The organism is Methylophaga sp. OBS1, from assembly GCF_026319365.1.
On sequence record NZ_JAPDMS010000003.1, the window covers coordinates 192,037 to 218,609 of the forward strand.

Sequence of the window (26,573 nt, forward strand, 5' to 3'; positions counted from 1 at the left end):
TTATGAGTAACAAAATACTACTGGAAGCTTCACAGTTATCACGATACTTCGGCAGCAACCTCGCTGTGGATGATGTCAGTTTCAGTATCAGTCAGGGTGAAGTCGTAGGCTTTCTGGGTCCTAATGGGGCTGGCAAGTCGACTACGATGCGTATGTTGACCGGTAACCTGGCACCGGATCATGGTGAGATCCGTATCAATGATATCGATCTGCTGGATCAACCTGGCCTGGCGAAAGCCCACATCGGTTACCTGCCTGAAACACCGCCTCTATACAAGGAACTGACGGTTCGCGAGTTTCTGCGCTTCTGCGCCCGCCTTAACCAGATTGATGGTAAACAGCAGCATGGTGCCGTCGAGACAGCCATGGCCCGCTGTGGATTGAGCTCGGTGGCGCAAAGACTGATTGGCAACCTGTCCAAAGGCTTTCAACAGCGGGTCGGCATTGCTCAGGCTATTATTCACTCGCCCGCAGTCGTGATACTGGATGAACCCACCTCCGGTCTGGATCCAATCCAGATCCGTGAAATCCGCCAGTTAATCCGTCAGATTGCGGATGAGCATAGTGTCATTCTCTCAACACATATCCTGCCGGAAGTACAGATGCTGTGTGACCGGGTGCAGATCATTTCCCAGGGTCAATTACTGTTTAACGACACGATTGATGAGCTGAGCCTGCAGATGCAGGCGCATACTCTGCTGGTTGAGTTTGAGCAGCCATTGGCAGCCGATCTGCTCAAGCAGATTGAAGGCATCACCTCGGTGGAGACTATTCACCCGTCGCGTTATCGACTCCATTACCGTCCTGAGCATAACCCCACCCAGGCCCTGCTCAGCCACGCAGTCAGTAACAACTGGCATCTGACCCTCTTGATGCCGGAACAACGATCGCTGGAGGACGTATTTATGAAGATCATTCAGAAAGAGAATGCCGATGTTTAATATCGCCCGAAATGAACTGCATCGCCTGTTTCTGTCACCACTGGCCTGGGTCATGCTGGCACTGGCGCAAGTGTTGCTGGCCTATCTTTTTCTGACCCATATTGATTACTTCAGCAGCATTCAGGCCCGCATCTCAGCCATCCCCGGTGCCCCCGGTGTCACTGAAATGGTGGCCATGCCATTACTGACTAATGCTGCCATCATTATCCTGCTGATTACCCCACTACTCACTATGCGCAGCTTGGCAGAAGAACGGCGAAATGACACACTGCCCTTGCTGACATCTGCCCCACTCAGCAGTACTCAGCTCGTACTGGGTAAGTATCTGGGCAATCTGTTATTTTTCCTGCTGATAGCGTTGATGACCCTGTTAATGCCGCTTTCGCTCAGTATCGGCACGCAGTTGGACTGGTATCAGCTCAGTGCCGGTATGCTGGGGCTGAGTTTGCTGATTGCCAGCTTCACAGCGATTGGCATTTTTATGTCGTCCCTGACCCGTCAACCGACCATTGCCGCAGTCAGCACCTTCTCATTGCTTTTTCTGCTCTGGATCATTGATTGGGCGGGTAACAGTGCGGGCGATTATTCGGTCTTAAGCTGGCTCTCCCTGCTAAGTCATTTTGAGCCCATGACCCGCGGTCAGGTCAATACGCAGGATCTGAGTTTTTATCTGATTGTCATCGCCGCATTTCTGCTACTGACTGTTCGTCGACTGGAAAGAGAAAGACTGGACTGATCCCCACTCATTATGAAAATCACTCGTCGCACACAACGCTTATTCCGTCTACAACAGGCCCTGTTTTATCTGTTGCTGATCACCGTGGTCATTTTGCTGGGCAAAATGTCTGTGGATCACAACCATCAGTTCGACTGGACTGCTAATGCCCGCCACACCCTGTCAGACACGACTTTGCAAATGCTCGACAATCTGCAGGACCCCGTTCAGATTCAGGTTTTTGTCAGTCCTGATTATGAATACCGCCATGCAGTCGTGGACCTGGTCACTCGCTACCAGCACCATAGTGACAAACTCAGCGTGGACTACGTTGACCCCAATTTTTCACCGGAACTGGTACGTGGATTGAATATTCAGCAACAGGGAGAAATGGTGGTCAGCCGGGGGGAACAGACTCAGCATGTACTGGATTTATCGGAACAGTCGTTGACCAACGCCCTGATTAGTGTCTCCCGTCAGCAACAACAGTGGCTGGTGTTTATCGAGGGCCATGGGGAGCGCAGCTTGTTTGAAAAAAACAGTTTCAGTTTCGCTACCTGGGCCAGACAGCTGGAGAGCCAGGGCTTTAAACTGCAGGCACAGGACCTGATCACCACACCGCAGATTCCGGCCAATACTGCAGCAGTGGTCATCGCCAGCCCCACCGAGGACTGGCTGCCGGGCGAGGTCGAGCTGGTAAAAGACTACCTCAACGGAGGCGGCAACCTGCTGTGGCTGGCTGATCCGGAGCAGAGTGATTCGCTCATGGCGCTGAGTGAAATGCTGGGCATTGAATTCATCACCGGTACGGTGATGGACCCGACCTCACTCAGCCTGGGACTCGAAGACCCACGTTTTGTCCTGATCAGTGACTACGCCAATCACCCGATTGGGCAGGCAGTCGCCAGTGTGTCCCTGCTTGCGGATGCCATTGCTATTCAGGAAACGGAACGGCTTGAACAGAATCAGCCATGGCGCAGTCTCAATCTGTTGAGCAGCCAACCCGGTGCCTGGGTTGAAACTACGCCGATCAATCAGAGCAACCTGGGGTCACAAGCTTATGATGCCGGTGCTGATGTATCAGGCCCCTTGTCTATGGGCTACCTGCTGAGCCGTCCGTTGGCTGACGGCAAACTGGAACAGAGAATCGCTGTGATAGGTGACAGCGATTTTGCCAGTAATGCCTATATCGGCAATGCCGCCAACCTGGACCTGGCCATGGCGCTGGCCAACTGGCTGGCTGCCGATGACAGACTGATTGAGATCCCGGTAAAAACCAGCACCGGTACTCAACTGGATCTGAGCCGCACCCAGACCATCGTGATCGGTTTTGGCTTCCTGCTGGTGATACCATTACTGTTACTGGCTACCGGCCTGGGTATCTGGTGGCGGAGACGACGTCGATGAAAAGCAGCTATCTGACCAATCTGATTTTACTGGCCATCGTGATTGCTTTGTTGTGGCTTTCACAACGTGAGCAAGCGCCTGAGGAAGAGGCTGCCACCCTGTCAACGCTTGAGACGGAAGACATTGAGCTGATTCAAATCGCGCGCGAGGGCAAAGTCAATTTACGGCTTGAACGACAACAGAGCCAGTGGATTCTCACCGCCCCCTTTAATGCCCGTGCCAATCCTACTCGTGTCAATCTGCTTTTGAGTCTGCTCAAGGCGCCTGTACACGGAGAATTCCAACCCATGGATGAGGCGGCATTGCAACAGTTCGGACTCAGCGATCCCGAAGTGATCCTGAGCATGAACAATGAGCAGTTTGCTTTTGGTGGCGTCGAATCAATCAGTGAGAATCGCTATGTTTTACATCAGGGCATGATTTTTCTGGTTCAGGATGATGTCACCCCACTGCTGACTGCCTCTGCCGGGAGCTTTGTTGACAATCGCCTGATTGCTGAAACCAATCGCTTGAACCGTCTGTCACTCCCCTCAACACTTGATAGCGATGACAGGATCAACCTGTCTTTACAGGACGGTCAGTGGCAAAGTGATAACGTTGAACTCAGTGCCGACGCGATGAAAATGCTGGCAGACAGTTGGCAACATGCCTATGCGATGCAAGTACGTTATCTGAATGACATGGCGTTGAGCCGCTTGCAGGAACCACAAGTCAAGCTCTGGCTTGCCGACCATTCAGAACCGGTTCAGTTGTTGATGCGTCAAAACGGCGACACGCTACAGTTGATTAATCCCGCGCTGCGTCTGCAGTATGATTTCCCGCTGGCCATGCTGAGCCAGTTGCTGCCCTCACCACCGACACCCTGAAATGCCTGAATTACCTGAAGTTGAAACCACGCGCCGTGGTATCCAGCCCTTTATTGAGGGTCAATCCATCAACAGCATGACCGTCCGACACCGTGGCCTGCGATGGCCGGTACCGGATGGCCTGGAACAACTCGTGACCGGTCAGACAGTGCACCAGGTTGCCCGCCGCGCCAAGTATCTGCTGCTGCGATGTGACAGTGGCACACTGATGATTCATCTGGGTATGTCCGGCCGGTTACGGGTGCTCGATAATGACGACAACATCGCTAAACACGACCATGTCGATATTTATTTCACTAACGGCAAGGTGCTGCGTTTTAACGATCCGAGACGTTTCGGTGCGATGCTCTGGTCTGAAGACAATACGGATCAGCATCCCCTGATCCATCATCTGGGTCCGGAACCGCTATCAGAGGATTTTGACGGCGACTACCTTTATCAGCGTGCCAAAGGCCGCAGCAGTAATATCAAAAGCTTTATCATGAATGGCGAGATTGTTGTCGGCGTCGGTAATATTTATGCCAATGAAGCCTTGTTCCTATCCGGCATTCATCCGGCCAGGGCGGCGGGCAAAATCAGTAAAGCCAAAATGCAGAAACTGGTAGAGGCTATAAAACTGGTTTTGGAGAAAGCCCTGCTGGCCGGCGGCACTACGCTGCGTGACTTTCGTAAAAGTGACGGCAAACCGGGTTACTTCACTCAGGAACTGCATGTGTACGGACGGCAGGATCAGCCCTGCCTGCTTTGTGAGCAACCGATTATCTGTATTCGTCAGGCACAGAGGGCAACCTACTATTGCCGGCAGTGTCAGCCTCGCTGACATTATTCTATCCACAGATTACCAGGATGGCCGCTGATGAATTGCATGGATTATCGGCATTCTCGCGCAGAGGTTTTATGTTCGGCGCCATCAATGATGTTGCAGCATCGGACCGAAACAGAAACAGCTGCGAATAGAGCCTCTTTTTGATTGCCGCAGCCTTGATCCGGAAATCGCTATGAACCGCTGTAATCTACAGATAAGCTTACTTATGCTTAGCAAAGAAATCGGCCAGTAAGCGGATTTCTTCTTCGCTGTAGCCGCGGGCATGCTGCATCATCACTGTCGCAGGTCGTTCACCACGCTGAAACAACTGCATTTGCTCAATAAAATAGAGCCTGTCAAGGCCGGCAAGACTGGGCATACCGCCGACACTATGGCCCTGGGTACCGTGGCAGGCTGCACAGCTGGAAGCCAGCAGAGCGGCATTGCGATCTTCAGCCTGCAAAGAGACAGAGGTCAGCAGTAAAAAACAGGCCATGAAAAGCCGGGATAACAACATCCTGCACTCCTAATCCAAACTCTATGCCTAGCCTACGTTATAATTACGCTTTAATCACCTGCAATTGGCCGTTTCCGCCCCCCCTACTATGTCCGAAAAAATTCAACTTGATGATGTTATCCCCGAAGAACTCAATGGCATGCGCCTGGATCAGGCCCTTGCCAGAATGTTTCCCGAGTTCTCCCGTGGCCAGCTGACAAAGTGGATTAAAGCCGGTGATGTCACTGTTGACGATAATCAGCTTCGTCCACGCGACAGTGTTTCCGGCGGTGAGCAGGTCACGATTAACACCACCCTGGAAAAACAGGACGACAGCTGGCAGGCCGAAGCTATCTCGCTGGATATTGTCTATGAAGATGGTGATGTCATCATTCTTAACAAACCCGCTGGCATGGTGGTTCACCCCGGTGCCGGTAATCAGCAGGGTACGCTGGTCAACGCCCTGCTGGCTCATGCACCGCAACTGGCCAATATTCCTCGTGCCGGCATTGTGCACCGAATCGATAAAGCCACCACCGGCTTGTTGATGGTAGCTAAAACCCTGCAGGCGCATAACTCACTGGTGTCGCAGTTGCAGGCCCGCACTGTTATACGTGAGTATCAGGCTATTGCGGTCGGCGTCATGACCGCCGGCGGCACGGTGGACGAGCCCATCGGTCGTCATCATATTGATCGCAAACGCATGGCCATCAGTCAGGGCGGTAAACCGGCCGTCACTCATTACCGGGTCGACCAGCGTTTCCGCGCCCATACCTATATCCGCTGTAAACTGGAAACCGGCCGTACCCATCAGATTCGGGTGCACATGGCACATATCCGTCATCCTCTGCTCGGCGACCCGGTCTATGGCGGCCGATTCAAGATTCCCAAGGGTATGTCGGAAAAGTGCCGTGAAGCGATTCAGGGCTTCCGGCGTCAGGCTCTGCATGCCGGTGTGTTAGGCTTCAAACATCCCTCCACCGGAGAGGATGTCAGCTGGCAGGTGGATTTACCGCAGGATATGCAGCAAATCCTGGCCGAGCTGGCTGAAGACGCTGCACGGGATGAGGAATGACAGCAAAAAGACGTTTTCATGAAAAACTGAGCTGGCTACTCGATAACAGCATACCGCTTCCGGGCGGCTACCGAATCGGGCTCGACGGCTTTATCGGTCTGATTCCTGGCTTAGGTGATTTCTTCAGTGGTCTCCTGGCTTCTCTGATTGTGATTAAAGCCAATCAATTGGGTGTGCCGCGTAGCGTACTGCTGAGAATGGTCATTAATGTACTGATCGATACCGGCGTAGGCAGTCTGCCTGTAATCGGGGACCTGTTTGATTTTGTCTGGAAAGCCAACCAGAAGAACAGTGAATTGCTGGCACATTATGAGCAGGCTCCGCAACAAACTGCACGTCGCTCCTTGCTGGAGAATATGCTGTTTATTCTGGCTGTCGTCATCGTTCTTGCCCTGGTCGTGATGTTAGCAGGCTGGCTGATTGGTCTGTTGTGGTCACGTATCCAGGGCTACTGATATTTTTGAAGGAAGATTTTCATGGATTTTATCCGCGTTCTTATTGCGATCTTATTGCCACCACTTGGGGTATTCCTACAAGTCGGACTCGGTGGCGCCTTCTGGCTTAATATTCTCTTGACCCTGCTGGGTTATATTCCGGGAATCGTCCATGCCGTCTGGATCATTGCCAAGCGCTGAACTTGCAGCGCCCTGCCCTGTCTTTACCCGCTAGTACGGTCTAATTAATCGCAGTCTGAGTTCTGGAATATCACAAATGAATAAAGTTTTAATTTCTGTTTTGGGTAGCGACCAGCCCGGCATCATGGCCACCGTAGCCCGCGTCATCAAAGAGCATAACGGCAATATTGAAAATCTCAGTCAAACCCTGCTGGATAACGTATTCGGCGCCCTGCTGATGGCTAATCTGGCTGAGGATGACAATGCCGAACGATTGCAGCAGTCGCTGCAGCAGCAGACTGAGGGGATGAACCTGTATATCCGGGTCCACCCCTGGCAGACAGCTGCCTCAGATTGGCATCAGAACAAGCCCGAGACTCAGCCCTATATTGTTACCGCGATTGGTCCTGATCGTCAGGGACTGGTCGCCGAAATCGCCGGTGAATTATTCCATCATGGCGTCAATATCACCAATATTCAGGCTATTTTCAAAGGCGGTAAAAATCCAATGGATAACCTCATGGTATTTGAAGTCGATGTGCCCCGCGCTACAGTGATGAACGATCTGCGTGATGCGCTCGACTCGATTGCTGCCAGACTGGAGCTGGAAATCAATGTCCAACACCGCAGGATATTCGAATCTGTCAGCAATATTCTCAACTAATCTTCCGTTAAATCAGGACTCAGCATGCTTACGCCAAAAGAGATTATTTCCACCCTGCAAATGGTCCGTGAGGAAAACCTGGACCTGCGTACCGTCACTGTCGGCATTAATTTAACGGACTGTGTCAGCGATGATATTGAGACGTTCAAACGCAAGATTTACGACAAAATCACCCGTACCGCCGGTCAGCTGGTCGCAACCTGCAACCGTATTGAACGCCGTTACGGTATTGAAGTAGCCAATAAGCGTATTTCGGTGAGTCCGATCGGCGTGGTCGGCGCCCCGTTTAATGCTGATCAAATGGTCGAAATCGCGCTGACGCTGGATAAGGCAGCGATTGAGCTGGGCGTGGATTTTGTCGGTGGTTTCAGCGCGCTGGTCGAGAAAGGCATGAGTCACGGCGACCAGGCGCTGATTGAGGCGATTCCACAGGCTTTGACCGAAAGCCAGCGGGTCTGCTCTTCGGTCAATGTCGCCAGCACCCGGGCCGGCCTCAATATGGACGCCATCAAACGCATGGGGGTCGTGATCAAACAGGCGGCTGAAATGACCGCTCATGATGATGGTCTGGCTGCCGCCAAACTGGTGGTATTTGCTAATATTCCCCAGGACGTGCCTTTTATGGCCGGCGCTTACCTGGGTATCGGTGAAGCCGATGCTGTGGTCAGTGTCGGTGTCAGTGGCCCCGGCGTGGTCAAAGCCGCGCTGGAGCGTGCGATGGTGGAAGAAGACAATATGGATCTCAGCCGCGCTGCCGATGTCATTAAACAGACCGCAGCCCGTCTGACCCGTGCCGGTGAACTGGTTGGCCGTGAGGTCGCTGAGATCCTGGGTCTGCCCTTTGGCATTGTCGATTTGTCACTGGCGCCGACCCCGAATGAAAACGACAGTGTCGGTGAGATCTTTGAAGCTATCGGCCTGCCTGCAATTGGTGCACCCGGTAGCACCGCGTTTCTCGCTATGCTCAATGATGCGGTTAAAAAAGGCGGCGCCTTTGCCAGCTCCCATGTTGGTGGGTTGAGCGGTGCTTTCATCCCGGTCTGTGAAGATCTGACCATCGCCCGCTCAGCCGCAGAGGGCACGCTGGCGCTGGAAAAACTGGAAGCGATGACCGCTGTCTGCTCGGTCGGTCTCGATATGATCGCCCTGCCCGGTGATACCTCAGCAGAAATGCTGTCTGCGATTATTGCCGATGAAATGGCGATTGGTGTTATCAACAAGAAAACCACGGCAGCCCGGTTGATTCCGGCGCCGGGCAAACAGGCCGGTGATCATGTCGTCTTCGGCGGTCTGCTGGGTGAAGGCCCGGTGATGGCAGTGAATATGGGCAGCCAGGAAAATCGTTTTGTGCGATTGGGTGGTCGAATCCCGGCACCTATTCAGAGTTTGGTCAATTAGTTATTGGCGTGCAGGCGGGGCATCACGCCCCCCGCCTGTTTTTAACAGTTTCAGCGAATAGTGATAGAGCCTGTCATGCCCAACTCGGCATGTGTCATACCAGAAGCCTCATCATCGACATGACAATGCAGATCAGTCAGCTCACCGGTCTGCACCGGCACAAACCACCATTCAACCCGATGGCCCGGAAACACCTCGACTTCACTGATGTCGCCTTTAATTTCAGCAGTACGGCTAAACCCTTCCCCGCTTTCTTTCATCACCTGTACCTTGCGCGAGAAGACCCGCTTTGCCAAACCATAGGAGGTGAAATAGTGTTTAACGCTGCTGTTGTTGATTAACACCAGCTTGTAGAGCTTACCGGTCTCAAATTCCAGGTGACTGGGTGAAAACTGATGTGCATTACCCACCCCCAGTTGCACTTCCACAGTGATGGGTTCCTGACGGGTTAAATCACCTTCAGCTATGGCAGTGCTCGCTGGTGTTATCAGGCCCAGCAACATGAGCCATGATAAAAATAGACCGGGATGAATGAGTTGGCTTGGGTTCTGGCGAAACATTTTTTTCTCCTTCTGGCTGTTCAGATCACATTGGTGTCATCCCAGTTTTCGACGTGCTATTTGCTACTTAGTTTCTGAGCATGCTGTGCCAGTCTGCCCAAATCCCCAACATCATTTTGCCAGTCATGCGCTGTTCACAACCCTGTCATTACCCGCGTCCGCTAGCTGGCCTCGTTCGGGCTGTCATGTTGGAAGTAGCGAAGGCATGGTCACAACGAAGAATTTATTGCAGGTTTTCAGTGCGGATACGGTCAGAAAATTCACACAGAAACCGATGATAATTTGAAGGCTGTAAGCCAATATCCGGTATATGCAGCAGGCGTAGCGTCGGCACAATTGAAAAAAATCTGGTCGGAGTGAGAGGATTCGAACCTCCGACCCCTGCCTCCCGAAGGCAGTGCTCTACCAGGCTGAGCTACACTCCGAAGCTGATGATTATAAGAAAAGCGATCCCGGATTAAAATATCCCGTTTCGGTTTTGCCATGAATGCGACAGCCCCCGTATGACAATGTGACATCGCCATACGGGGTGTGCTGTTTCCACTCAATCAGATAGGCTTTAATCCAAACCACCCTGTAGTTTGCTGGCTACTTTGGCGACATGCTCCCCCTGGAACCGGGCAATGACGAGTTCGTTATCCGACGGTTGCCGACTACCGTCTCCACCCGCGAGCGTACTCGCACCGTAAGGCGTACCGCCAGTGATTTCATCCATATTGGTCAATTCCGGTACAGAATAGGGTACACCGACCACCACCATGCCAAAGTGGAACAGATTGGTATGAAACGACGTCAGCGTCGTCTCCTGACCGCCATGTTGACTACCCGTAGAAGTGAAGACACTGCCCACTTTGCCTATCAATTTGCCTTTCGCCCAGAGACCGCCGGTCTGGTCCAGGAACTGTCGCATCTGAGCGCACATATTACCGTAGCGTGTCGGGGTGCCGAAGATGATCGCATCATACTCTGCCAACTCATCCGGGCTGGCGACCGGCGCTTCCTGGTCCAACTTGGCACCGGCTTTTTCGGCCTGCTCTTTGGTCATCAGTTCAGGCACCCGCTTGACTGTCACGTCTGTGCCCTGAACCTGTCTGGCACCATCGGCGACAGCTTTTGCCAGCGTTTCGACATGGCCGTACATACTGTAATAAACCACCAGAACTTTTGTCATGTGACCTCCATTAGATTATTGGTTCAACCACTGCAATGCCTGTTTCGGATCGTCGAAAAATTTCACTTCACCGGAAATAAACCAGCTGCTCAGCCTGGCCGCCACCGACTGCCATTTTTTGTAACCATAAATGGCAATCTTTTCGAACTCGTTACCGTGTTTGAGTGCCAGCTTGAAATCATCCCAGACAGCTCTCGGTTCCCAGCCTTCGAGCTCGACGGCATCAATGAAGGCATTCACTTTCGGCGATGTGATTTCAGCCAGCGCCGCTTCGAGCATCGGCGTCATACTCTGATAATCTTCATGAGTCAGTTTGCCGCTGACTTTTAAAGAAAGATAAAACTGATCACCTGAACGCTCCAAACCGATATTCAAGCCATGCCTTGTGAGTTCCATCGCTGCTCCTGAATCAGGCTTCACATTAACTATGGTGCTTATGAACTCGCTTGGTTCCCTTTATTTCGGGCAAAAAAAAGGGCTGATAAAAAATCAGCCCTTTTAATCGTTCAGAAATAATCAGATTATTTCTTGGCAGCTTCGCGTTCCTGAACTTCCTTAATCACTTCATCAGCCACGTTACGAGGACATGCGCTGTATTGCAGGAATTCCATTGAGAACTGACCACGACCCGAAGTCATGGTACGCAGTGTACCAATGTAACCGAACATTTCGCTCAACGGGACGTCAGCCTTGATACGAACACCTGTAGCGCCCGGCTCTTGTGACTTGATCATGCCGCGACGACGGTTAAGGTCACCGATCACATCACCAACATTGTCTTCAGGCGAGAACACATCCACTTTCATGATGGGCTCCAGCAGCTGAGGACCGGCTTTAGGCATGGACTGACGGTAAGCAGCCTGTGCAGCCAGCTCATAAGCCACTGCTGAGGAGTCAACCGCGTGGAAGGCACCATCCTGCAGATTCACTTTAACGTCAAGGCATGGGAATCCCGCCATCACACCGCGGTTCATCATTTTCTTGAAGCCGCTTTCTACTGCCGGCCAGAATTCGCGGGGTACGTTACCACCAGTAACCGTTGATTCGAATACAAAACCGCTGCCTGCTTCACCTGGCTCGATGGTGTAATCAATACGGGCGAACTGACCGGAACCACCGGTTTGTTTCTTGTGGGTATAAGTGTCAGTAACCGGTTTGGTGATGGTTTCACGGTAGGCAACCTGAGGCTCACCGACAATAACGTCAATACCATGAGTCCGCTTGAGGATGTCGACTTTGATATCCAGGTGCAGCTCACCCATCCCTTTCATGATGGTTTCGCCACTGTCTTCGTCGGTTTCCACACGGAATGACGGATCTTCTTTGATCATTTTACCCAGCGCGATACCGAGTTTTTCAGCAGAACCTTTATCCTTCGGCGCGATCGCAATAGAGATAACAGGATCCGGGAATACCATTGGTTCCAGGGTTGCCGGGTTTTTCGGATCGCAGAGTGTATGACCGGTCTGGGTGTCTTTCATGCCGATAATGGCAACGATATCACCCGCATGCGCATAATCGAGTTCATTACGGTCGTTAGCATGCATTTCCACCATACGACCAACACGTTCGGTCTTGCCGGTGAAGGTATTCATGATGGTGTCGCCCTTGCGGATTTCACCGGAGTAAACACGGATAAAGGTCAGGGCACCGAAACGGTCATCCATGATTTTGAATGCCAGTGCACGCAGTGGACCATTGATGTCAACAGTTGCGACTTTACCGGTTTCATTGCCTTCCAGATCGACTTCTGGTTGTGGGTCCACCTGAGTCGGATCAGGCAGATAATCAACAACAGCATCCAGCAAGAGTTGCAGACCCTTGTTTTTGAATGAGCTACCGCAGTAGGTTGGGAAGAAAGACAGATTCAATGTACCTTTACGGATACAGGCTTTGAGTTCATCGATAGATGGCTCTTCACCTTCCAGGTATTTCTCCATCAGATCATCATCCTGCTCAACCGCAGTTTCAATCAGTTTTTCACGCCATTCAGCGATTTGGTCAGCCATCTCTGCAGGTGGCTCTTCAATGTTGTAGTTTTCCGGATCTTTCTCATCAGGCCAGTACCAGGCTTTCTGAGTCAACAGGTCTACCACACCTTTGAATTCGTCTTCGATACCGATTGGCAGCACCATAACCAGCGGAGTCGCGGCCAGAACATCTTCAACCTGTTTGACGACGCGGTAGAAATCGGCGCCCATACGGTCAAGCTTGTTGACATAGATCAGACGCGATACTTCAGATTCGTTGGCATAACGCCAGTTGGTTTCAGATTGGGGCTCAACACCACCACTACCACAGAATACGCCGATACCACCGTCGAGCACTTTCAGTGAACGATAGACTTCGATAGTGAAGTCAACGTGTCCCGGGGTATCGATCACATTCAGACGGTGATCTTTCCATGCACAGGTTGTCGCAGCAGACTGAATGGTGATACCGCGCTCGGCTTCCTGATCCATGAAGTCCATGGTGGATTCACCTTCGTGAACTTCACCTGTCTTGTGGATTTTACCGGTCAGTTTCAGGATACGCTCAGTTGTGGTGGTTTTACCCGCGTCAACGTGCGCGAAGATACCTATGTTTCTGTACTTGGATAAATCGGAAGCCATAATCCTATGTCTCTAAATTGATGTTAATTGAACAGTGTCGTGCAATTACACGGTAGTTAAACCCGCCAATTCTAAACTAGTTCGACGGGACTTGCATCCATAATTGATGAATCTGGTGACAGATTGTTGTCTATTGCCGTCTGAGGGGGTTTTTTCTTTGCCTGACTGACGTTTAGCGACGCTATCTGCGCTTGGCTATTTGAACTTTTTCTGCATTGGCAGCCATTGATAGCGGTACACCACACCGGGCACTGCCAACACCAGGAACAAGCTCAGGGTAGTGACAAAATATTCCCACTGCTGGATGTAAACATCACCGGAAAAACGAATTTCAAAAGCCATACCGATGAGCAGGCTGACAAAATAATACAGCAACAACTCGATCAGCCTGATCCAGACTGGCTTTGGCTGCATCGGATAAATAAAAAACACCCGATTGCCAATCCATGGCAAATTCGCAATCAGTAAAAATAGCGCAAGCATTAACCAGACAGACATGATCTTGTCATCAATCCTCTATACAAAAATCAGCGAACAAATCTTCATCAAAACGCCGGGCACAATACCCAGGCCCAGCACCATCAGCGCATTGGCACTCAGCATGATTCGCATCGCGCTGCTTGCCTCGAGCTTATGTTCGATCACCGGTTTATCAAAATACATGACCTTTATGACACGCAGATAATAAAAGGCACCGATAACAGATGTGATCACAGCGACCAGTGCTACCAGTAACAGATCGACATCAATCACCGCCTTGATCACGCTTAACTTGGCGTAGAAACCGGCCAGTGGCGGGATGCCGGCCATGGAAAACATCAAAATCAGCATCATCAGTGCAAACCAGGGTTGGCGTTCACTGAGCCCTTTGAAATCATCGATATTCTCGGCTTCAAAGCCCTGCCGGCTCAGCAGTAAGATCATACCGAAAGCACCCAGCGTCATCAGGGCATAAATCAGCGTGTAAAACAGCGCTGCCGAGAAACCTTCCTGTGTTCCGGATAATACCCCCATCAGCAGAAAACCGACATGGGATATAGTGGAATAGGCCAACATGCGTTTCAGATTGCTTTGAGCAACCGCCACCACATTGCCCACGATCATCGATAGCACCGCGAGCATCACTAGCATGTCCTGCCAATGGTGCTGCAAGTCTATCAGCCCTTCTGCCAATAATCGAATGATCATGGCAAAGGCTGCGATTTTAGGTGCTGCTGCGATAAACAGTGTCATAGCCGTGGGCGCACCGTGATAGACATCCGGCAGCCACATATGAAACGGCACAGCGCCAAATTTGAACCCCACCCCGATAACCAGGAACACAATGCCAAAGCTCAGGATGGTCTCGTCACCACTGCCACTGGCCACAGCGTGAGCGATATCGTTCATCGACAAACTGCCGGTCACACCATAAATAATCGACATGCCATAAAGCAGCATGCCTGAGGCGATACTGCCCAGAATGAAATATTTCATCGCCGCTTCCGTGGCGACGGCGGAATCACGCTGCATCGCCACCATGGCATACAGACACAGCGACATCAGTTCCAGGCCGAGATAGAGGGTCAGCATATGATAGGCCGAAACCATGATCAGCATCCCCAGTGTGGAGAAGATAGCCAGCACAAAAAACTCGCCCTGTAATAACTGACGCGCCCTGAGATAAGCCGTTGAATACACCAGCACCAGCATGTTGACCACACAGATAAACAGCTTCAGTAAATCGCTGAGACCATCCTTGATATAGGTATCGGAAAACGTCAGGCCACCCTCGCCGATAAACCAGAGCACCACCAAAGCTGTCGACAACAGTGTCAGTTGACTGAGACCGATCACCCACGCTGTTCTACGCGAGCCGGTAAATGCCACTACCAGCAAAATGACGCAGGCCATGCCCAGCATCAGCATCTCCGGTAACGCAAACAGCATATTGGGAACCTGAAACATGAAGTCTGATCCTCTCTCTACAGCTTGGATTGCGACACTTGGGTCAGTAAATGCTCAACCGAGGCATGCATCACCTCCAACAGGGGCGCAGGCCAGATACCGATAAGCAGCACCACCACCGCCAGTGAGGCCAGCATCCAGAATTCACGGCGGTTAATGTCCGACAAAGCTTGAACTTCCTTGTTAGCCACCTCACCGAAAAACACCCGTTTCACCATCCAGAGAGTATAAGCCGCACCCAGAATCAAAGTGGTAGCAGCGAGGAAAGCAAACCAGAAGTTTGCCTGAAACGCGGCCAGAATCACCATAAATTCACCGACAAAACCGGAAGTGCCCGGCAGGCCGGCATTGGCCATGGCAAAAAACACCGCGAACGCCGCAAATTTAGGCATGTTGTTAACCACCCCGCCATAGGCACTGATTTCCCGCGTGTGCATACGGTCATAAAGCACGCCAACCGCAAGGAACATCGCTGCTGAGATAAAACCGTGCGAAATCATCTGCACCATCGCGCCTTCAATAGCCAGCACAGCGCCACTACCCGTTGAGGCATTGGCAAAAATATCAAACACGATAAACAGGCCCAGTGTCACAAAGCCCATGTGCGCAATACTGGAATAGGCAATCAGTTTTTTCAGATCGGTCTGCGCCAGCGCGACAAAACCGATATAGACTACAGCAATCAGCGACAGGGTAATGATGACCCAGTCCAGCGCCAGGCTGGCATCCGGCGCTATCGGCAAGGCAAAACGCAGGAAACCATAACCACCGATTTTGAGCGTAATCGCTGCCAGGATCACCGAACCACCGGTCGGTGCCTCCACGTGCGCATCCGGCAGCCAGGTATGCACCGGCCACATCGGCACCTTGACCGCAAAGGCAATCAGGAACGCCAGTAGCAGCCAGATCTGTTCATCCAGACTCAGTGCGACAGTGTGGAAATCGAGAATGGCAAAACTGTCGCTGACATGGCGCAGATACAGCAACGCCACCAGCAGAAAAACCGAGCCGAAGAAGGTATAGAGAAAGAACTTCAGCGTCGCATAAACCCGGTTCGGACCACCCCAGATACCGATTACCAGAAACAGCGGGATCAGCATGGCTTCGAAAAACACGTAAAACAGCACCGCATCCAGTGCTGAGAACACCGCAATCATCAGCCCTTCCATGATCAGAAAGGCGGCCAGGTACTGACTGGGCCGGTGTTGAATCACTTCCCAGGCGGCAACCACCACCAGCAGCGTCGATATTGTGGTCAGGATGATCAGCGGCATCGAAAAGCCATCAACACCAAGGTGATAGAAAATATTAAATGTCTCTATCCAGGGCAGCTTTTCGACAAACTGCATCTGATGCGTATTACTGTCAAAGCCGGTGTAAAGTCCGAACGACAGCAACATGGTCACGGCAGCGATGCCCAGCGCGAACGGTTTAAGCAGATCCCGCTGGTCGCCCAGCATGATTGCCACAACCCCGCCCAGAATCGGCAGCCAGATAAGTAGACTCAGTAAAGGTAACTCTGCAAACATGTCAGTCCCTTAACCCACAAACAGGGTCAGCAGCAGCCATACCCCCACAATCATGGCAAACGCATAGTGATACAGATATCCCGACTGCAGATGACGTGCGAACCTGGCTAACCAGTACACCGACTTGGCAGAGCCATTCACCATCGCACCATCGATCAGGAATCGATCGCCGACCCGCCACAGCAGACCGCCCAACCCACGTGAACCTCCGGCGAAGACCTTATCATTGAAATCGTCGAAACCATATTTGTTTTCCAACAGGCGGTGTAAGCCGTGTAATTTGTTCTTGAGCATGCCCGGGCTCTCAGGCCGGTAAAGATACAGATACCAGGCCATCGCAACCCCGGCCAAAGCCAGCCAGAACGGCAACGCCTGCAGCCCATGCAGCATAAAGGCCCAGACACCGTGATAATGGCTGCCCAGTTCACTCAGCACATGATGCGGGCCGGCGACAAAGATAGCATTGCCAAAGAAACGGCCGAACACCACGTCACCAATAAAATACCCAGCCAGCACCGAAGGAATCGCCAGCAGAATCAGTGGCACGGTGACCACTTTGGGAGATTCATGCGGCGCATGGCCGTGGCTGTCAAAGCGTTCTTTACCATGAAACACCAGGAAAAACAGCCGGAAACTATAGAGTGCTGTCACAAAGACCCCGACCAATACCGCAAAGTAGGCAAAATCACTGCCGGCGATTTCAGAAGCGTGCACCGCTTCGATAATGGCATCCTTGGAAAAGAAGCCGGCAAATCCCGGGAAACCGATTAAAGCCAACGAACCGATCAGGCTGGTCCAGTAGGTAACCGGCATATACTTTTTCAGTCCGCCCATCTGCCGCATATCCTGCTGATGATGCAGGGCGATAATCACCGAGCCTGCCGCCAGGAATAACAGTGCTTTGAAAAAAGCATGGGTCAGCAGGTGGAACATTCCGGCAGCATAGGCCGATGCGCCCAGCGCCACTGTCATATAGCCAAGTTGTGACAGTGTGGAATAGGCAATCACGCGTTTGATGTCATGCTGCACCAGGCCCAGCAAGCCCATAAACAAGGCCGTGACGGCACCTATTATCAGAATAAAAGACAGCGCGGTTTCAGACAACTCAAACAGCGGTGACATTCTCGCCACCATAAAGATACCGGCAGTGACCATGGTCGCGGCATGGATAAGCGCAGATATTGGCGTCGGACCTTCCATCGAATCAGGCAGCCAGACATGTAAGGGCACCTGGGCCGATTTACCCATCGCACCGATAAACAGCAGGATGCAGGTGACGGTAATCACCGACCACTGGGCATCACCAAACAGGGCTATCGATTTTTCGGCCATGGTCGGAGCCTGGGTGAAAACCTGGACATAATCGAGACTGCCTGCATACATCAGCACCGCTGCAATACCGAGCAAAAAGCCGAAGTCACCGACACGGTTGACCAGAAAAGCTTTAAGGTTGGCATAGATCGCGGTCGGCTTTTTGTACCAGAAGCCAATCAGCAGATAAGACACAAGCCCGACGGCTTCCCAGCCAAAGAAAAGCTGCATGAAGTTGTTAGCCATCACCAGCATCAGCATGGCGAAAGTAAACAGTGAGATATAACTGAAGAAACGGCAGTAACCGTCATCATCGTGCATATAGCCGATGGTGTAGATATGTACCATCAGCGACACAAAGGTCACCACCGTCATCATCACGGCTGTCAGGGAGTCGACCATAAAGCCGATTTCCAGCGTCAGCGATCCGGCCTGCAGCCATTGATAGATACTGTCATTGAAATAAACACCGTCTGCTACCACCAGCTTGAATACCCACAATGACAGCAGGAAGGCGATGCCAACCCCGGCGATAGTGATGCGGTGCGACCAGTCGCGGCCGATCTGCTTGCCGAAAAAGCCGGCAATAATGCTGCCAATCAACGGGGCAAGAACGATGGCGAGCAGCAAACTTTTCATCAACTACCCCTTCAGCCTGTCGAGATCAGCCACATTAATGGTGCTGAGATTACGAAACAGCAGCACCAGTATGGCCAGGCCAATGGCAGCTTCGGCAGCAGCCACGGTCAGAATAAAGAACACAAACACCTGCCCCGCCGGATCGCCGGAGAAATGCGAGAAAGCGATAAAATTAAGGTTCACCGCCAGCAACATCAGTTCGATGCACATCAGCAGAATGATAATGTTCTTACGGTTGAGAAAAATACCGGCGACCGCCAGACTGAACAGCAGTGCCGCAAGGATGAGATAGTCCGACAGCACAATCACGGGGTGTTATCTCCTTCATCCTGTTTTTGACGCAGATTCACCAGACGAACGCGATCTTCACGGCGCACGGCAACCTGTTTGCTGATGTCCTGCAGTTTGCGACTATGTTCGCGCAAGGTCAGAGTAATCGCGGCGACAATGGCGACGGTCAGAATCACCGAGGCAATCTCGAACGGATAGACATAAACGGTGTAAAGCAAGCGACCCAGTTGCTTGGTGTTGCTCTCTTCCACCACTTCCGGCGCGGCGATATTAAAGGCCGGTGCATTGAGTACCGTGATCATCTCCACCACAATCAGCGCCGCCACCAGAATGCCCAGCGGCAGGTAACGGGCAAAGCCCTCTTTCAGCGGTGCCACATCAATATCCAGCATCATCACCACGAACAGGAACAACACCAGTACCGCGCCGACATAGACCAGCACCAGACTGATGGCAAGAAATTCGGCATGCAGCATCAGCCAGATGCCGGCACTGGTGAAAAACGCCAGCACCAGAAACAAGGCCGCTTTCACCGGATTACGCACGGTAATCACCATCACGGCGGCGAACAGTAAAATGGCAGCGAAACTGTAAAAAATCAGCGCATTCATCTAGCGATACGGTGCATCCGCCTCCCTGTCTGCCGCGATTTGTTTTTCATATTTATCCCCGACCGCCAGCAGCTTGTCCTTGGTGATGATGTGGTCACCACGCTCCTCAAAATGAAACTCGAACTGGCGGGTTTCAACGATCGAGTCCACCGGACAGGACTCTTCACAGAATCCGCAGTAAATGCATTTAAACAGATCGATATCGTAGCGTGTAGTGCGGCGGGTGCCGTCATCACGCGGTTCGGTATCAATCGTGATTGCCAGTGCCGGGCAAACCGCTTCGCAGAGCTTACAGCCGATGCAACGCTCCTCACCGTTGGGATAGCGCCTTAAGGCATGCAGCCCGCGAAAACGGGGCGACTGTGGGGTTTTCTCTTCCGGGTACTGCACCGTGACTTTACGGGCAAACAGATAACGGCCGGTCAACCGCAGACCCTGTATCAGCTCCCACAGGAAAAAACTTTTGAAGAAATGGCGTATCTGACGCATCACGCCCCTCCCGCAGCCAATGCTGCTGTTTCTGTAAACCACGGACCAATATCCATCACCTGAGCGATGGAAATAATCACCAGCCACACCAGGGTGACCGGGATAAACACTTTCCAGCCCAGACGCATAATCTGATCATAACGATAACGCGGGAAAGTGGCCCGTAGCCACAGGTAAATAAACAGGAACAAAGCCGTCTTGGCGAGTAGCCAGATCAGGCCCGGCACCCAGGAAAATAAACCTTCCAGCACCGGTATGCCCTCAAACGGCGACAGCCAGCCGCCCATAAACAGCGTCGCCGCCAGAATAGAAATCAGGATCATGTCGGCATATTCAGCCAGGAAGAACACGGCAAAGGCCATCCCCGAATACTCAACATGGAAGCCGGCCACGATCTCGGATTCCCCCTCAGCGATATCAAAAGGCGCCCGGTTGGTCTCAGCGACGCCGGAGACAAAATAGACGACAAACAGCGGCAACAACGGCAGCCAGTACCAATGCCAGAAACCACCACTCTGTGCCAAAACAATCTCACTCAGGTTGAGGCTGCCAGCGGCCACCAGCACGCCCACCAGCGCAAAGCCCATTGCGATCTCGTAGGACACCACCTGGGCTGCACTACGCAGGCCACCAAGAAACGCATAGCGGGAATTGGAGGCCCAGCCGGCAATCACCACACCGTATACACTCATTGAGGTGATTGCCAGCACGTACAGCAGACCGGCATTGATATCGGCCAGCACCAGTCCGGCATCAAAGGGAATCACCGCCCAGGCTGCCAAAGCTGGACCAATGGCCAGGACCGGCGCGATCAGAAACAGATAAAGATTGGAACGGGCCGGAAAAATGACCTCTTTCATCAACAGCTTGAGACCGTCAGCAATCGGTTGCAACAGTCCCCAGGGACCAACCCGGTTAGGCCCGATCCGGGTCTGAATATAACCAATCACCTTGCGCTCAGCATAGGTCAGGTAGGCCACCGCCAGCATCAGCGGCCCCACAATCAGCATGATTTTAAGCAATGTAGGCAGAATATGATCGAGCAATATGTCCATCATTGGGCTCCAGCCTGACGGACCTGAACCTGGCTGAACAGACTGCCCAATTGAGCACTGACCGGAGTCGCCGCAGCCAGATAGATGCAACCGTCAGCAATATTGTTGTCGATTTCCACCGGCACAGTCACCTGACGATCGTCCTGACTGATCACCACCTCATGCTGAGGATCAAGACCACGATGCTCGGCTTCTTTCGCATTGATGCGGGCAAAATCGTTGGCGTGACTTTCCGGTGTGCGCTGCAGCGCTTGACTGTGACGCACCAGACTGTCCGTGTTATACATCGGAATTTCTGATATCAGCATCAAGTCTGATGTCAGTTCCAGCGAATCGGGTATGAAATGCCCCTGCCTCTTTGCGTTTAACTCATGCATGGGACTGTCGATTTCGTCCACCACATCCTGTGAGGAGATATAGTCGAAGCCTTTGAGCTTACTGACATTGCCCAGCACGCGCAGGATCTTCCAGCCGGGGCGACTGTCGCCGCGAGGGGCGACGGCACCGGCAAACTGCTGAGGACGCTCGTCGATACCGATGAAAGTCCCGGATGTCTCGGCAAAGCATGCCATCGGCAGGATCACATTGGCATATTGTCTCAGCCAGTCACTGTCAAAGCTGTTGATAACAACAACAAAGCTGGCCCGGCGCAGCGCATCACGAACAATCGTGGGCTGAGCAGTATCCAGCATGGGATCGAAGCCCATCATCACATAACCGCGTAGTGCACGCTCCCAGCTCTGTCTGGCATTGAGGCCTATGTCACCCGGGATGGTACCGGCTCGCTGATGCGCGTGACTGTTAGCCGAAGTCAGCATCACCAGCTGGCTATCGCTAAGTTCGGCTACCAACCTCGCCAAGGCGCGCAATTTACTGGCCTGAGGCTGGTGATTGATCAGATCCCCCACAAACAGCGTTGGTTTCATCGCATTCGATAACTGCAGCGCAACATTCTGTTCGAACGGGGATGGTGAACGATCAGGGAGTAAATCCTGCCAGGCCTGGACCTCATGTTTCGCGGCGGCCAGCAGGGCTTTGGCAATGCCCGCGAAGGTCTGCAGCATTTGCTCACTGTTCACCGCCAGCTGTCGGTCCACCGGCATCAGCAAATCGCGGTTGAAGAGACTGATACTGCTGACCGTCGCCCCTGCCAGTGCCGCCTGCCGTATGCGGTGTGCAATGATAGGCTGCTCGGCACGGATATTGGTGCCCAGCAACACAATCGCATCGCTGTCATCGATATCCGCCAGTTGCCAGTCTGCGAGGCTGTCATCGACATCGCTGTCTGCAAAATCCTGCTGGCGCAGACGATGATCAATATTGTCGCAGCCAAGGCCACGCAACCACTTCTGGAACAGGTAGGCTTCTTCCAGGGTAGCCGTGGGAGAAATCAGGCCGGCAACTTCTTCGGCACCAAATTTGTTGATGACGCCCTTGAGACCATCCACCGCCTTTTCCAGTGCCGTTTGCCAGTCAACTACCTGCCATTCATCATCGACCTTGATCATCGGATCTCTGAGCCGGGCTTCGCTGCTCAATCCCAGGTAACTGAAGCGATCCCGATCAGACAGCCAGGATTCGTTGACCGCTTCGTTTTCACGCGGAACCACCCGCATCACATCATTCTTGCGGATATGCAGTTCTATATTGGAACCCACGGCATCATGCGGTGCAATGGATGGGCGCGCCTGCATTTCCCAGGCACGAGCCTTATAACGGAAGGGTTTCGACGTCAGCGCACCAACCGGGCATAAATCAATGATATTGCCTGACAGCTCCGACACCAGGCTGTGTTCGACATAGGTACCGATTTCCATATGTTCACCACGGCCGGTGGCGCCCAGTTCTTTGACACCCGCTATTTCCTGGCCGAAACGCACACAACGGGTGCAGTGAATACAGCGGGTCATATCGGTCCGGATCAATGGGCCGATGTCTTTGTCCTTAACCGCGCGTTTGCCCTCGGTGAAGCGACCCAGTCCCTCGCCGTAGCCCATCGACAGGTCCTGCAACTCGCACTCGCCGCCCTGATCGCAGATAGGGCAATCGAGTGGATGATTAATCAGCAGGAACTCCATCACGCTGCGCTGGGCATCAACCGCGATTTTGGAATCAGTGAACACTTTCATGCCATCCGACACTGGGGTAGAACAGGCCGGCAACGGTTTACGCGCTTTGTCCACTTCGACCAGACACATGCGGCAGTTGGCAGCTATCGACAGTTTCTTGTGGTAACAGAAACGCGGAATATCGATCCCGGCCTCATCCGCGGCCTGAATAATCATTTTGGTGGGGTCCACTTTAAGTGGAATGCCGTCAATTTCGATATTAACCATAAATCTAAGCCGTGTTATCCATGCAGCGTCCATGATCGATGTGATACTGGAATTCATCACGGAAGTGTTTGATAAAGCTTATTACCGGCGCTGCTGCGGCATCGCCCAGCGCGCAGATGGTGTTGCCGTTAATGTTTTCGGCCATATCCACCAGTTTGTCCAGATCTTCCTGCCGGCCCTGTCCTTCCTCAATGCGCTTGATAACGCGATAAAGCCAGCCGGTTCCCTCCCGGCAGGGTGTGCACTGACCGCAGGATTCTTCATAATAGAAATAGGCAATACGCTGCAGTGCTTTGACCATGCAGGTGGTCTCGTCCATGACGATAACGGAACCTGCGCCCAGCATCGACCCGCCCTTGCCGATGCCGTCATAGCTCATATCCAGTTCCATCATGCGTTCGCCCGGCACCACCGGCGTGGAACTGCCACCGGGAATCACGGCCTTGATTTTATTGCCGTTACGCATACCGCCGGCCAGTTCCAGCAAATCGGCAAAGGGCGTACCCAGTGGCACTTCGTAGTTGCCGGGTTTATTCACATGTCCGGTCATGCAGAAAATCTTGCTACCGCCGTTATTGGGCGTACCCAGTTCATGGAACCAGTCGGCACCGTATTGCAGAATCACCGGTATCGACGCCAGACTTTCGGTGTTGTTAATGGTGGTCGGTCTGCCATAAAGCCCATAGCCTGCCGGGAACGGGGGCTTGTAGCGTGGCTGGCCCTTTTTGCCTTCCAGCGACTCCAGCAAAGCGGTTTCTTCACCACAGATATAAGCCCCGGCACCGATATGGGTGTGCAACTCAAAATGAAAACCGCTGCCCAGAATATCCCGGCCCAGATAGCCGGCTTCGCGGGCCTCTTCCAGTGCTGCTTCAAAGCGCTCAATGGGCTCAAAGAACTCGCCGCGGATATAGTTATAGCCGGTCTGCGCACCGATGGCGTAACCGGAAATAATCATGCCTTCAATCAGCTGATGCGGGTTGTAACGAAGAATATCGCGATCCTTGCAGGTACCCGGTTCACCCTCGTCAGAGTTACAGACAATGTACTTATCGCCGGGCAGTCTCCGTGGCATAAAGCTCCATTTGAGCCCGGTCGGGAAGCCCGCACCGCCGCGTCCGCGCAGGGCCGAATTTTTAACCTGTTCGATAATCTCTTCCGGCCGCATCTGGTTGTTGAGCACACTTTCCAGCACCTGGTAACCCCCGACGGAGCGGTAGGCCTCCATTGTCCAGGAAGGCGTCAGATGCGAGGTGCGGAAACAAACTTGATCCAGTTTCATCAGCTAAGCCCGTCCAGAATGTCGTCAATTTTTTCCGGCGTCAGGTATTCGTGGTAATCGCGATCCAGCAACATCATCGGTGCCCCCACACAGGCCCCGAGACATTCCACCTCTTTCAGAGTAAACAGGCCATCTTCGGTGGTTTCACCGGGTTTAATATTGAGCTTGTTCTGCAGGTGGTCCATGATTTTTTCCGAGCCACACAGCATGCAGGAAATATTGGTACAGACACTGATTTTGTGTTTGCCGACCGGTTCCAGTTCAAACATGGTGTAGAAGGTCGCCACTTCATAGACGCTGATAGCCGGCATATCGAGATAATCGGCCAGTGCGTCCATAATGCCACGACTGAGCCAGCCGCCATTGGCATCCTGCAGAATATGCAGACAGGGAATCACTGCCGACTGCGCCTGCCCTTCCGGATACTTGGCAATCCACTTATCCATCTGCTCACGCAAATCGTCGCTGAATAATGCTTCTTTGGAGCCGGTCAGTAACATCTGTGTCATCGATCAATCTCACCAAATACGATGTCCATGGTGCCGATGATGGCGACCACATCGGCCAGCATATGGCCTTTGGCCATTTCATCCATCGCCGCCAGATGCGGAAAACCGGGGGCGCGGATTTTGACCCGGTAGGGTTTATTAGCGCCGTCTGAGACCAGATAAATGCCGAACTCCCCTTTCGGATGTTCGACCGTCGCATACACTTCACCTTCCGGGACGCAGTAACCTTCAGTAAAGAGTTTAAAGTGATGAATCATCGCTTCCATATCGTTTTTCATCACATCGCGTTTGGGCGGCACCACCTTACTGTTAGACGCCTGCACCGGACCCGGGTTAGCACGCAACCAGTCGATGCACTGTTTGATAATGCGGTTGGACTGGCGCATTTCCTCGATCCGGACCAGGTAGCGGTCGTAGCAGTCACCCTCACTGCCGATTGGAATGTCAAAATCCAGCTGGTCATACACCGAATAGGGCTGTTTGCGACGCAGGTCCCACTCAATACCACTGCCGCGCAGCATAGGACCGCTGAAACCCAGCTGTAAAGCCCGCTCCGGGCTCACCACACCGATACCGACAGTGCGTTGTTTCCAGATCCGGTTATCGGTCAGCAGGGTTTCATATTCGTCGACACATGTTGGAAAGCGCTGGGTGAAGTCCTCGATAAAGTCGAGCAGGCTGCCTTCGCGGTTACGGTTTTTGTGCTTCACTTCTTTTTCGCTGTGCCATTTGGAAGCCTGGTACTGTGGCATGCGATCTGGCAGATCCCGGTAAACACCGCCCGGACGATAATAGGTCGCGTGCATACGGGCGCCGGAAACCGCTTCATAGACATCCATCAAATCTTCCCGCTCACGGAAGCAATACAGGAAGACGGTCATCGCACCAATATCAAGACCGTGCGCGCCCAGCCACATCAGGTGATTCAGGATGCGGGTGATCTCATCGAACATGACACGGATGTATTGAGCCCGCAGCGGAATTTCCAGCCCCAGCAGCTTTTCAATCGCCATGACATAAGCATGTTCATTACACATCATCGAGACGTAGTCTAGACGGTCCATGTAACCAATGCTCTGGTTAAACGGTTTGGATTCGGCCAGTTTCTCGGTGCCGCGATGCAGCAAACCGATATGCGGATCAGCGCGCTCAATGACCTCGCCGTCCATTTCCAGAATCAGCCGCAGCACGCCATGGGCGGCCGGATGCTGGGGGCCGAAATTCAGGGTGTAGTTTTTAATTTCCGCCAT

General features: G+C 52.7%; 27 protein-coding genes and 1 tRNA gene. 10 read left to right on the forward strand and 18 right to left on the reverse strand.

Features of this window, described 5'->3' with window-relative positions; translation table 11 throughout:
* Window positions 1–2: 2 nt before the first annotated feature.
* Genes OMQ46_RS10240 through mutM form a run of 5 tightly spaced genes read left to right on the forward strand, consistent with a single transcriptional unit; the run spans window position 3 to window position 4,749 of the window.
* Window positions 3–941, forward strand: a complete 939-nt coding sequence (locus OMQ46_RS10240; RefSeq protein WP_266236704.1) for an ABC transporter ATP-binding protein — start codon at window positions 3–5, stop codon at window positions 939–941.
* Window positions 934–1,677, forward strand: coding sequence for an ABC transporter permease (locus OMQ46_RS10245; protein ID WP_266236706.1), 744 nt, complete (start codon window positions 934–936; stop codon window positions 1,675–1,677). The genes OMQ46_RS10240 and OMQ46_RS10245 overlap by 8 nt, the downstream gene beginning before the upstream one ends.
* 12 nt (window positions 1,678–1,689) lie before the next feature.
* Complete coding sequence (locus OMQ46_RS10250) at window positions 1,690–3,063, forward strand: GldG family protein (protein WP_266236707.1); 1,374 nt, start codon at window positions 1,690–1,692, stop codon at window positions 3,061–3,063.
* Window positions 3,060–3,929, forward strand: coding sequence for a DUF4340 domain-containing protein (locus OMQ46_RS10255; protein WP_266236708.1), 870 nt, complete (start codon window positions 3,060–3,062; stop codon window positions 3,927–3,929). Before OMQ46_RS10250 ends, OMQ46_RS10255 begins: the two co-directional genes overlap by 4 nt.
* A gap of 1 nt (window position 3,930) precedes the next feature.
* The gene (gene mutM, locus OMQ46_RS10260) at window positions 3,931–4,749 is read left to right on the forward strand and encodes a bifunctional DNA-formamidopyrimidine glycosylase/DNA-(apurinic or apyrimidinic site) lyase (RefSeq protein ID WP_266236710.1); all 819 of its coding nucleotides are present in this window, start codon (window positions 3,931–3,933) and stop codon (window positions 4,747–4,749) included.
* Between the two features lie 205 nt (window positions 4,750–4,954).
* Here the strand turns inward: mutM and OMQ46_RS10265 are convergent, their stop codons facing one another.
* Window positions 4,955–5,251, reverse strand: coding sequence for a c-type cytochrome (locus OMQ46_RS10265; protein WP_266236712.1), 297 nt, complete (start codon window positions 5,249–5,251; stop codon window positions 4,955–4,957).
* A gap of 88 nt (window positions 5,252–5,339) precedes the next feature.
* Here OMQ46_RS10265 and rluD point away from each other — a divergent pair, with 88 nt between their 5' ends.
* From rluD to OMQ46_RS10290, 5 genes are all read left to right on the forward strand, one after another.
* A complete protein-coding gene (gene rluD / locus OMQ46_RS10270; protein WP_266236714.1) occupies window positions 5,340–6,305 on the forward strand; it encodes a 23S rRNA pseudouridine(1911/1915/1917) synthase RluD in 966 nt (321 codons plus the stop codon).
* Entirely contained in the window at window positions 6,302–6,760 is a 459-nt protein-coding gene (locus OMQ46_RS10275) for a DUF4112 domain-containing protein (protein WP_266236716.1), read from the forward strand. The genes rluD and OMQ46_RS10275 overlap by 4 nt, the downstream gene beginning before the upstream one ends.
* A gap of 21 nt (window positions 6,761–6,781) precedes the next feature.
* Window positions 6,782–6,940, forward strand: a complete 159-nt coding sequence (locus OMQ46_RS10280; RefSeq protein ID WP_266236718.1) for a YqaE/Pmp3 family membrane protein — start codon at window positions 6,782–6,784, stop codon at window positions 6,938–6,940.
* Between the two features lie 76 nt (window positions 6,941–7,016).
* Window positions 7,017–7,583, forward strand: coding sequence for a glycine cleavage system protein R (locus tag OMQ46_RS10285; protein WP_266236720.1), 567 nt, complete (start codon window positions 7,017–7,019; stop codon window positions 7,581–7,583).
* Between the two features lie 24 nt (window positions 7,584–7,607).
* Window positions 7,608–8,981: a PFL family protein gene (locus tag OMQ46_RS10290; RefSeq protein WP_266236722.1), complete on the forward strand. Its 1,374-nt coding sequence runs from the start codon at window positions 7,608–7,610 to the stop codon at window positions 8,979–8,981.
* A 50-nt stretch (window positions 8,982–9,031) separates the two neighbouring features.
* On the opposite strand, the gene OMQ46_RS10295 is transcribed toward OMQ46_RS10290, so the two are convergent.
* From OMQ46_RS10295 to OMQ46_RS10375, 17 genes are all read right to left on the reverse strand, one after another.
* On the reverse strand, window positions 9,032–9,541 hold the full coding sequence (locus OMQ46_RS10295) for a hypothetical protein (protein WP_266236724.1): 510 nt from the start codon (window positions 9,539–9,541) through the stop codon (window positions 9,032–9,034).
* 348 nt (window positions 9,542–9,889) lie between these two features.
* Window positions 9,890–9,966 (reverse strand) — tRNA-Pro (locus OMQ46_RS10300).
* Window positions 9,967–10,100: 134 nt separating this feature from the next.
* Complete coding sequence (gene wrbA, locus OMQ46_RS10305; RefSeq protein ID WP_266236726.1) at window positions 10,101–10,712, reverse strand: NAD(P)H:quinone oxidoreductase; 612 nt, start codon at window positions 10,710–10,712, stop codon at window positions 10,101–10,103.
* Window positions 10,713–10,727: 15 nt separating this feature from the next.
* Window positions 10,728–11,108: an STAS/SEC14 domain-containing protein gene (locus tag OMQ46_RS10310; RefSeq protein WP_266236727.1), complete on the reverse strand. Its 381-nt coding sequence runs from the start codon at window positions 11,106–11,108 to the stop codon at window positions 10,728–10,730.
* A 125-nt stretch (window positions 11,109–11,233) separates the two neighbouring features.
* Window positions 11,234–13,324 (reverse strand): elongation factor G, encoded by a 2,091-nt coding sequence (gene fusA, locus OMQ46_RS10315; RefSeq protein ID WP_266236730.1) that lies wholly within the window; start codon window positions 13,322–13,324, stop codon window positions 11,234–11,236.
* Between the two features lie 195 nt (window positions 13,325–13,519).
* Complete coding sequence (locus tag OMQ46_RS10320) at window positions 13,520–13,822, reverse strand: DUF2818 family protein (protein ID WP_266236732.1); 303 nt, start codon at window positions 13,820–13,822, stop codon at window positions 13,520–13,522.
* Between the two features lie 18 nt (window positions 13,823–13,840).
* Window positions 13,841–15,271, reverse strand: coding sequence for an NADH-quinone oxidoreductase subunit NuoN (gene nuoN, locus OMQ46_RS10325; protein WP_266236734.1), 1,431 nt, complete (start codon window positions 15,269–15,271; stop codon window positions 13,841–13,843).
* A 17-nt stretch (window positions 15,272–15,288) separates the two neighbouring features.
* A complete protein-coding gene (locus OMQ46_RS10330; RefSeq protein ID WP_266236736.1) occupies window positions 15,289–16,800 on the reverse strand; it encodes an NADH-quinone oxidoreductase subunit M in 1,512 nt (503 codons plus the stop codon).
* Between the two features lie 9 nt (window positions 16,801–16,809).
* Window positions 16,810–18,750: an NADH-quinone oxidoreductase subunit L gene (nuoL, locus tag OMQ46_RS10335; protein WP_266236738.1), complete on the reverse strand. Its 1,941-nt coding sequence runs from the start codon at window positions 18,748–18,750 to the stop codon at window positions 16,810–16,812.
* Window positions 18,751–18,753: 3 nt separating this feature from the next.
* Entirely contained in the window at window positions 18,754–19,059 is a 306-nt protein-coding gene (gene nuoK, locus OMQ46_RS10340; protein ID WP_323135155.1) for an NADH-quinone oxidoreductase subunit NuoK, read from the reverse strand.
* The gene (locus OMQ46_RS10345) at window positions 19,056–19,652 is read right to left on the reverse strand and encodes an NADH-quinone oxidoreductase subunit J (protein WP_266236740.1); all 597 of its coding nucleotides are present in this window, start codon (window positions 19,650–19,652) and stop codon (window positions 19,056–19,058) included. The genes nuoK and OMQ46_RS10345 overlap by 4 nt, the downstream gene beginning before the upstream one ends.
* Window positions 19,653–20,141 carry an NADH-quinone oxidoreductase subunit NuoI gene (gene nuoI, locus OMQ46_RS10350; protein WP_266236742.1) on the reverse strand — a complete coding sequence of 163 codons (489 nt, stop codon included), beginning with the start codon at window positions 20,139–20,141 and terminating at the stop codon, window positions 19,653–19,655.
* Window positions 20,141–21,199, reverse strand: coding sequence for an NADH-quinone oxidoreductase subunit NuoH (gene nuoH, locus OMQ46_RS10355; RefSeq protein WP_266236743.1), 1,059 nt, complete (start codon window positions 21,197–21,199; stop codon window positions 20,141–20,143). Before nuoH ends, nuoI begins: the two co-directional genes overlap by 1 nt.
* Complete coding sequence (gene nuoG, locus OMQ46_RS10360; RefSeq protein WP_266236746.1) at window positions 21,196–23,532, reverse strand: NADH-quinone oxidoreductase subunit NuoG; 2,337 nt, start codon at window positions 23,530–23,532, stop codon at window positions 21,196–21,198. The genes nuoH and nuoG overlap by 4 nt, the downstream gene beginning before the upstream one ends.
* 4 nt (window positions 23,533–23,536) lie before the next feature.
* On the reverse strand, window positions 23,537–24,814 hold the full coding sequence (nuoF, locus tag OMQ46_RS10365; RefSeq protein WP_266236748.1) for an NADH-quinone oxidoreductase subunit NuoF: 1,278 nt from the start codon (window positions 24,812–24,814) through the stop codon (window positions 23,537–23,539).
* A complete protein-coding gene (gene nuoE / locus OMQ46_RS10370; RefSeq protein ID WP_266236750.1) occupies window positions 24,814–25,323 on the reverse strand; it encodes an NADH-quinone oxidoreductase subunit NuoE in 510 nt (169 codons plus the stop codon). The genes nuoF and nuoE overlap by 1 nt, the downstream gene beginning before the upstream one ends.
* Window positions 25,320–26,573, reverse strand: a complete 1,254-nt coding sequence (locus OMQ46_RS10375; RefSeq protein WP_266236752.1) for an NADH-quinone oxidoreductase subunit D — start codon at window positions 26,571–26,573, stop codon at window positions 25,320–25,322. The genes nuoE and OMQ46_RS10375 overlap by 4 nt, the downstream gene beginning before the upstream one ends.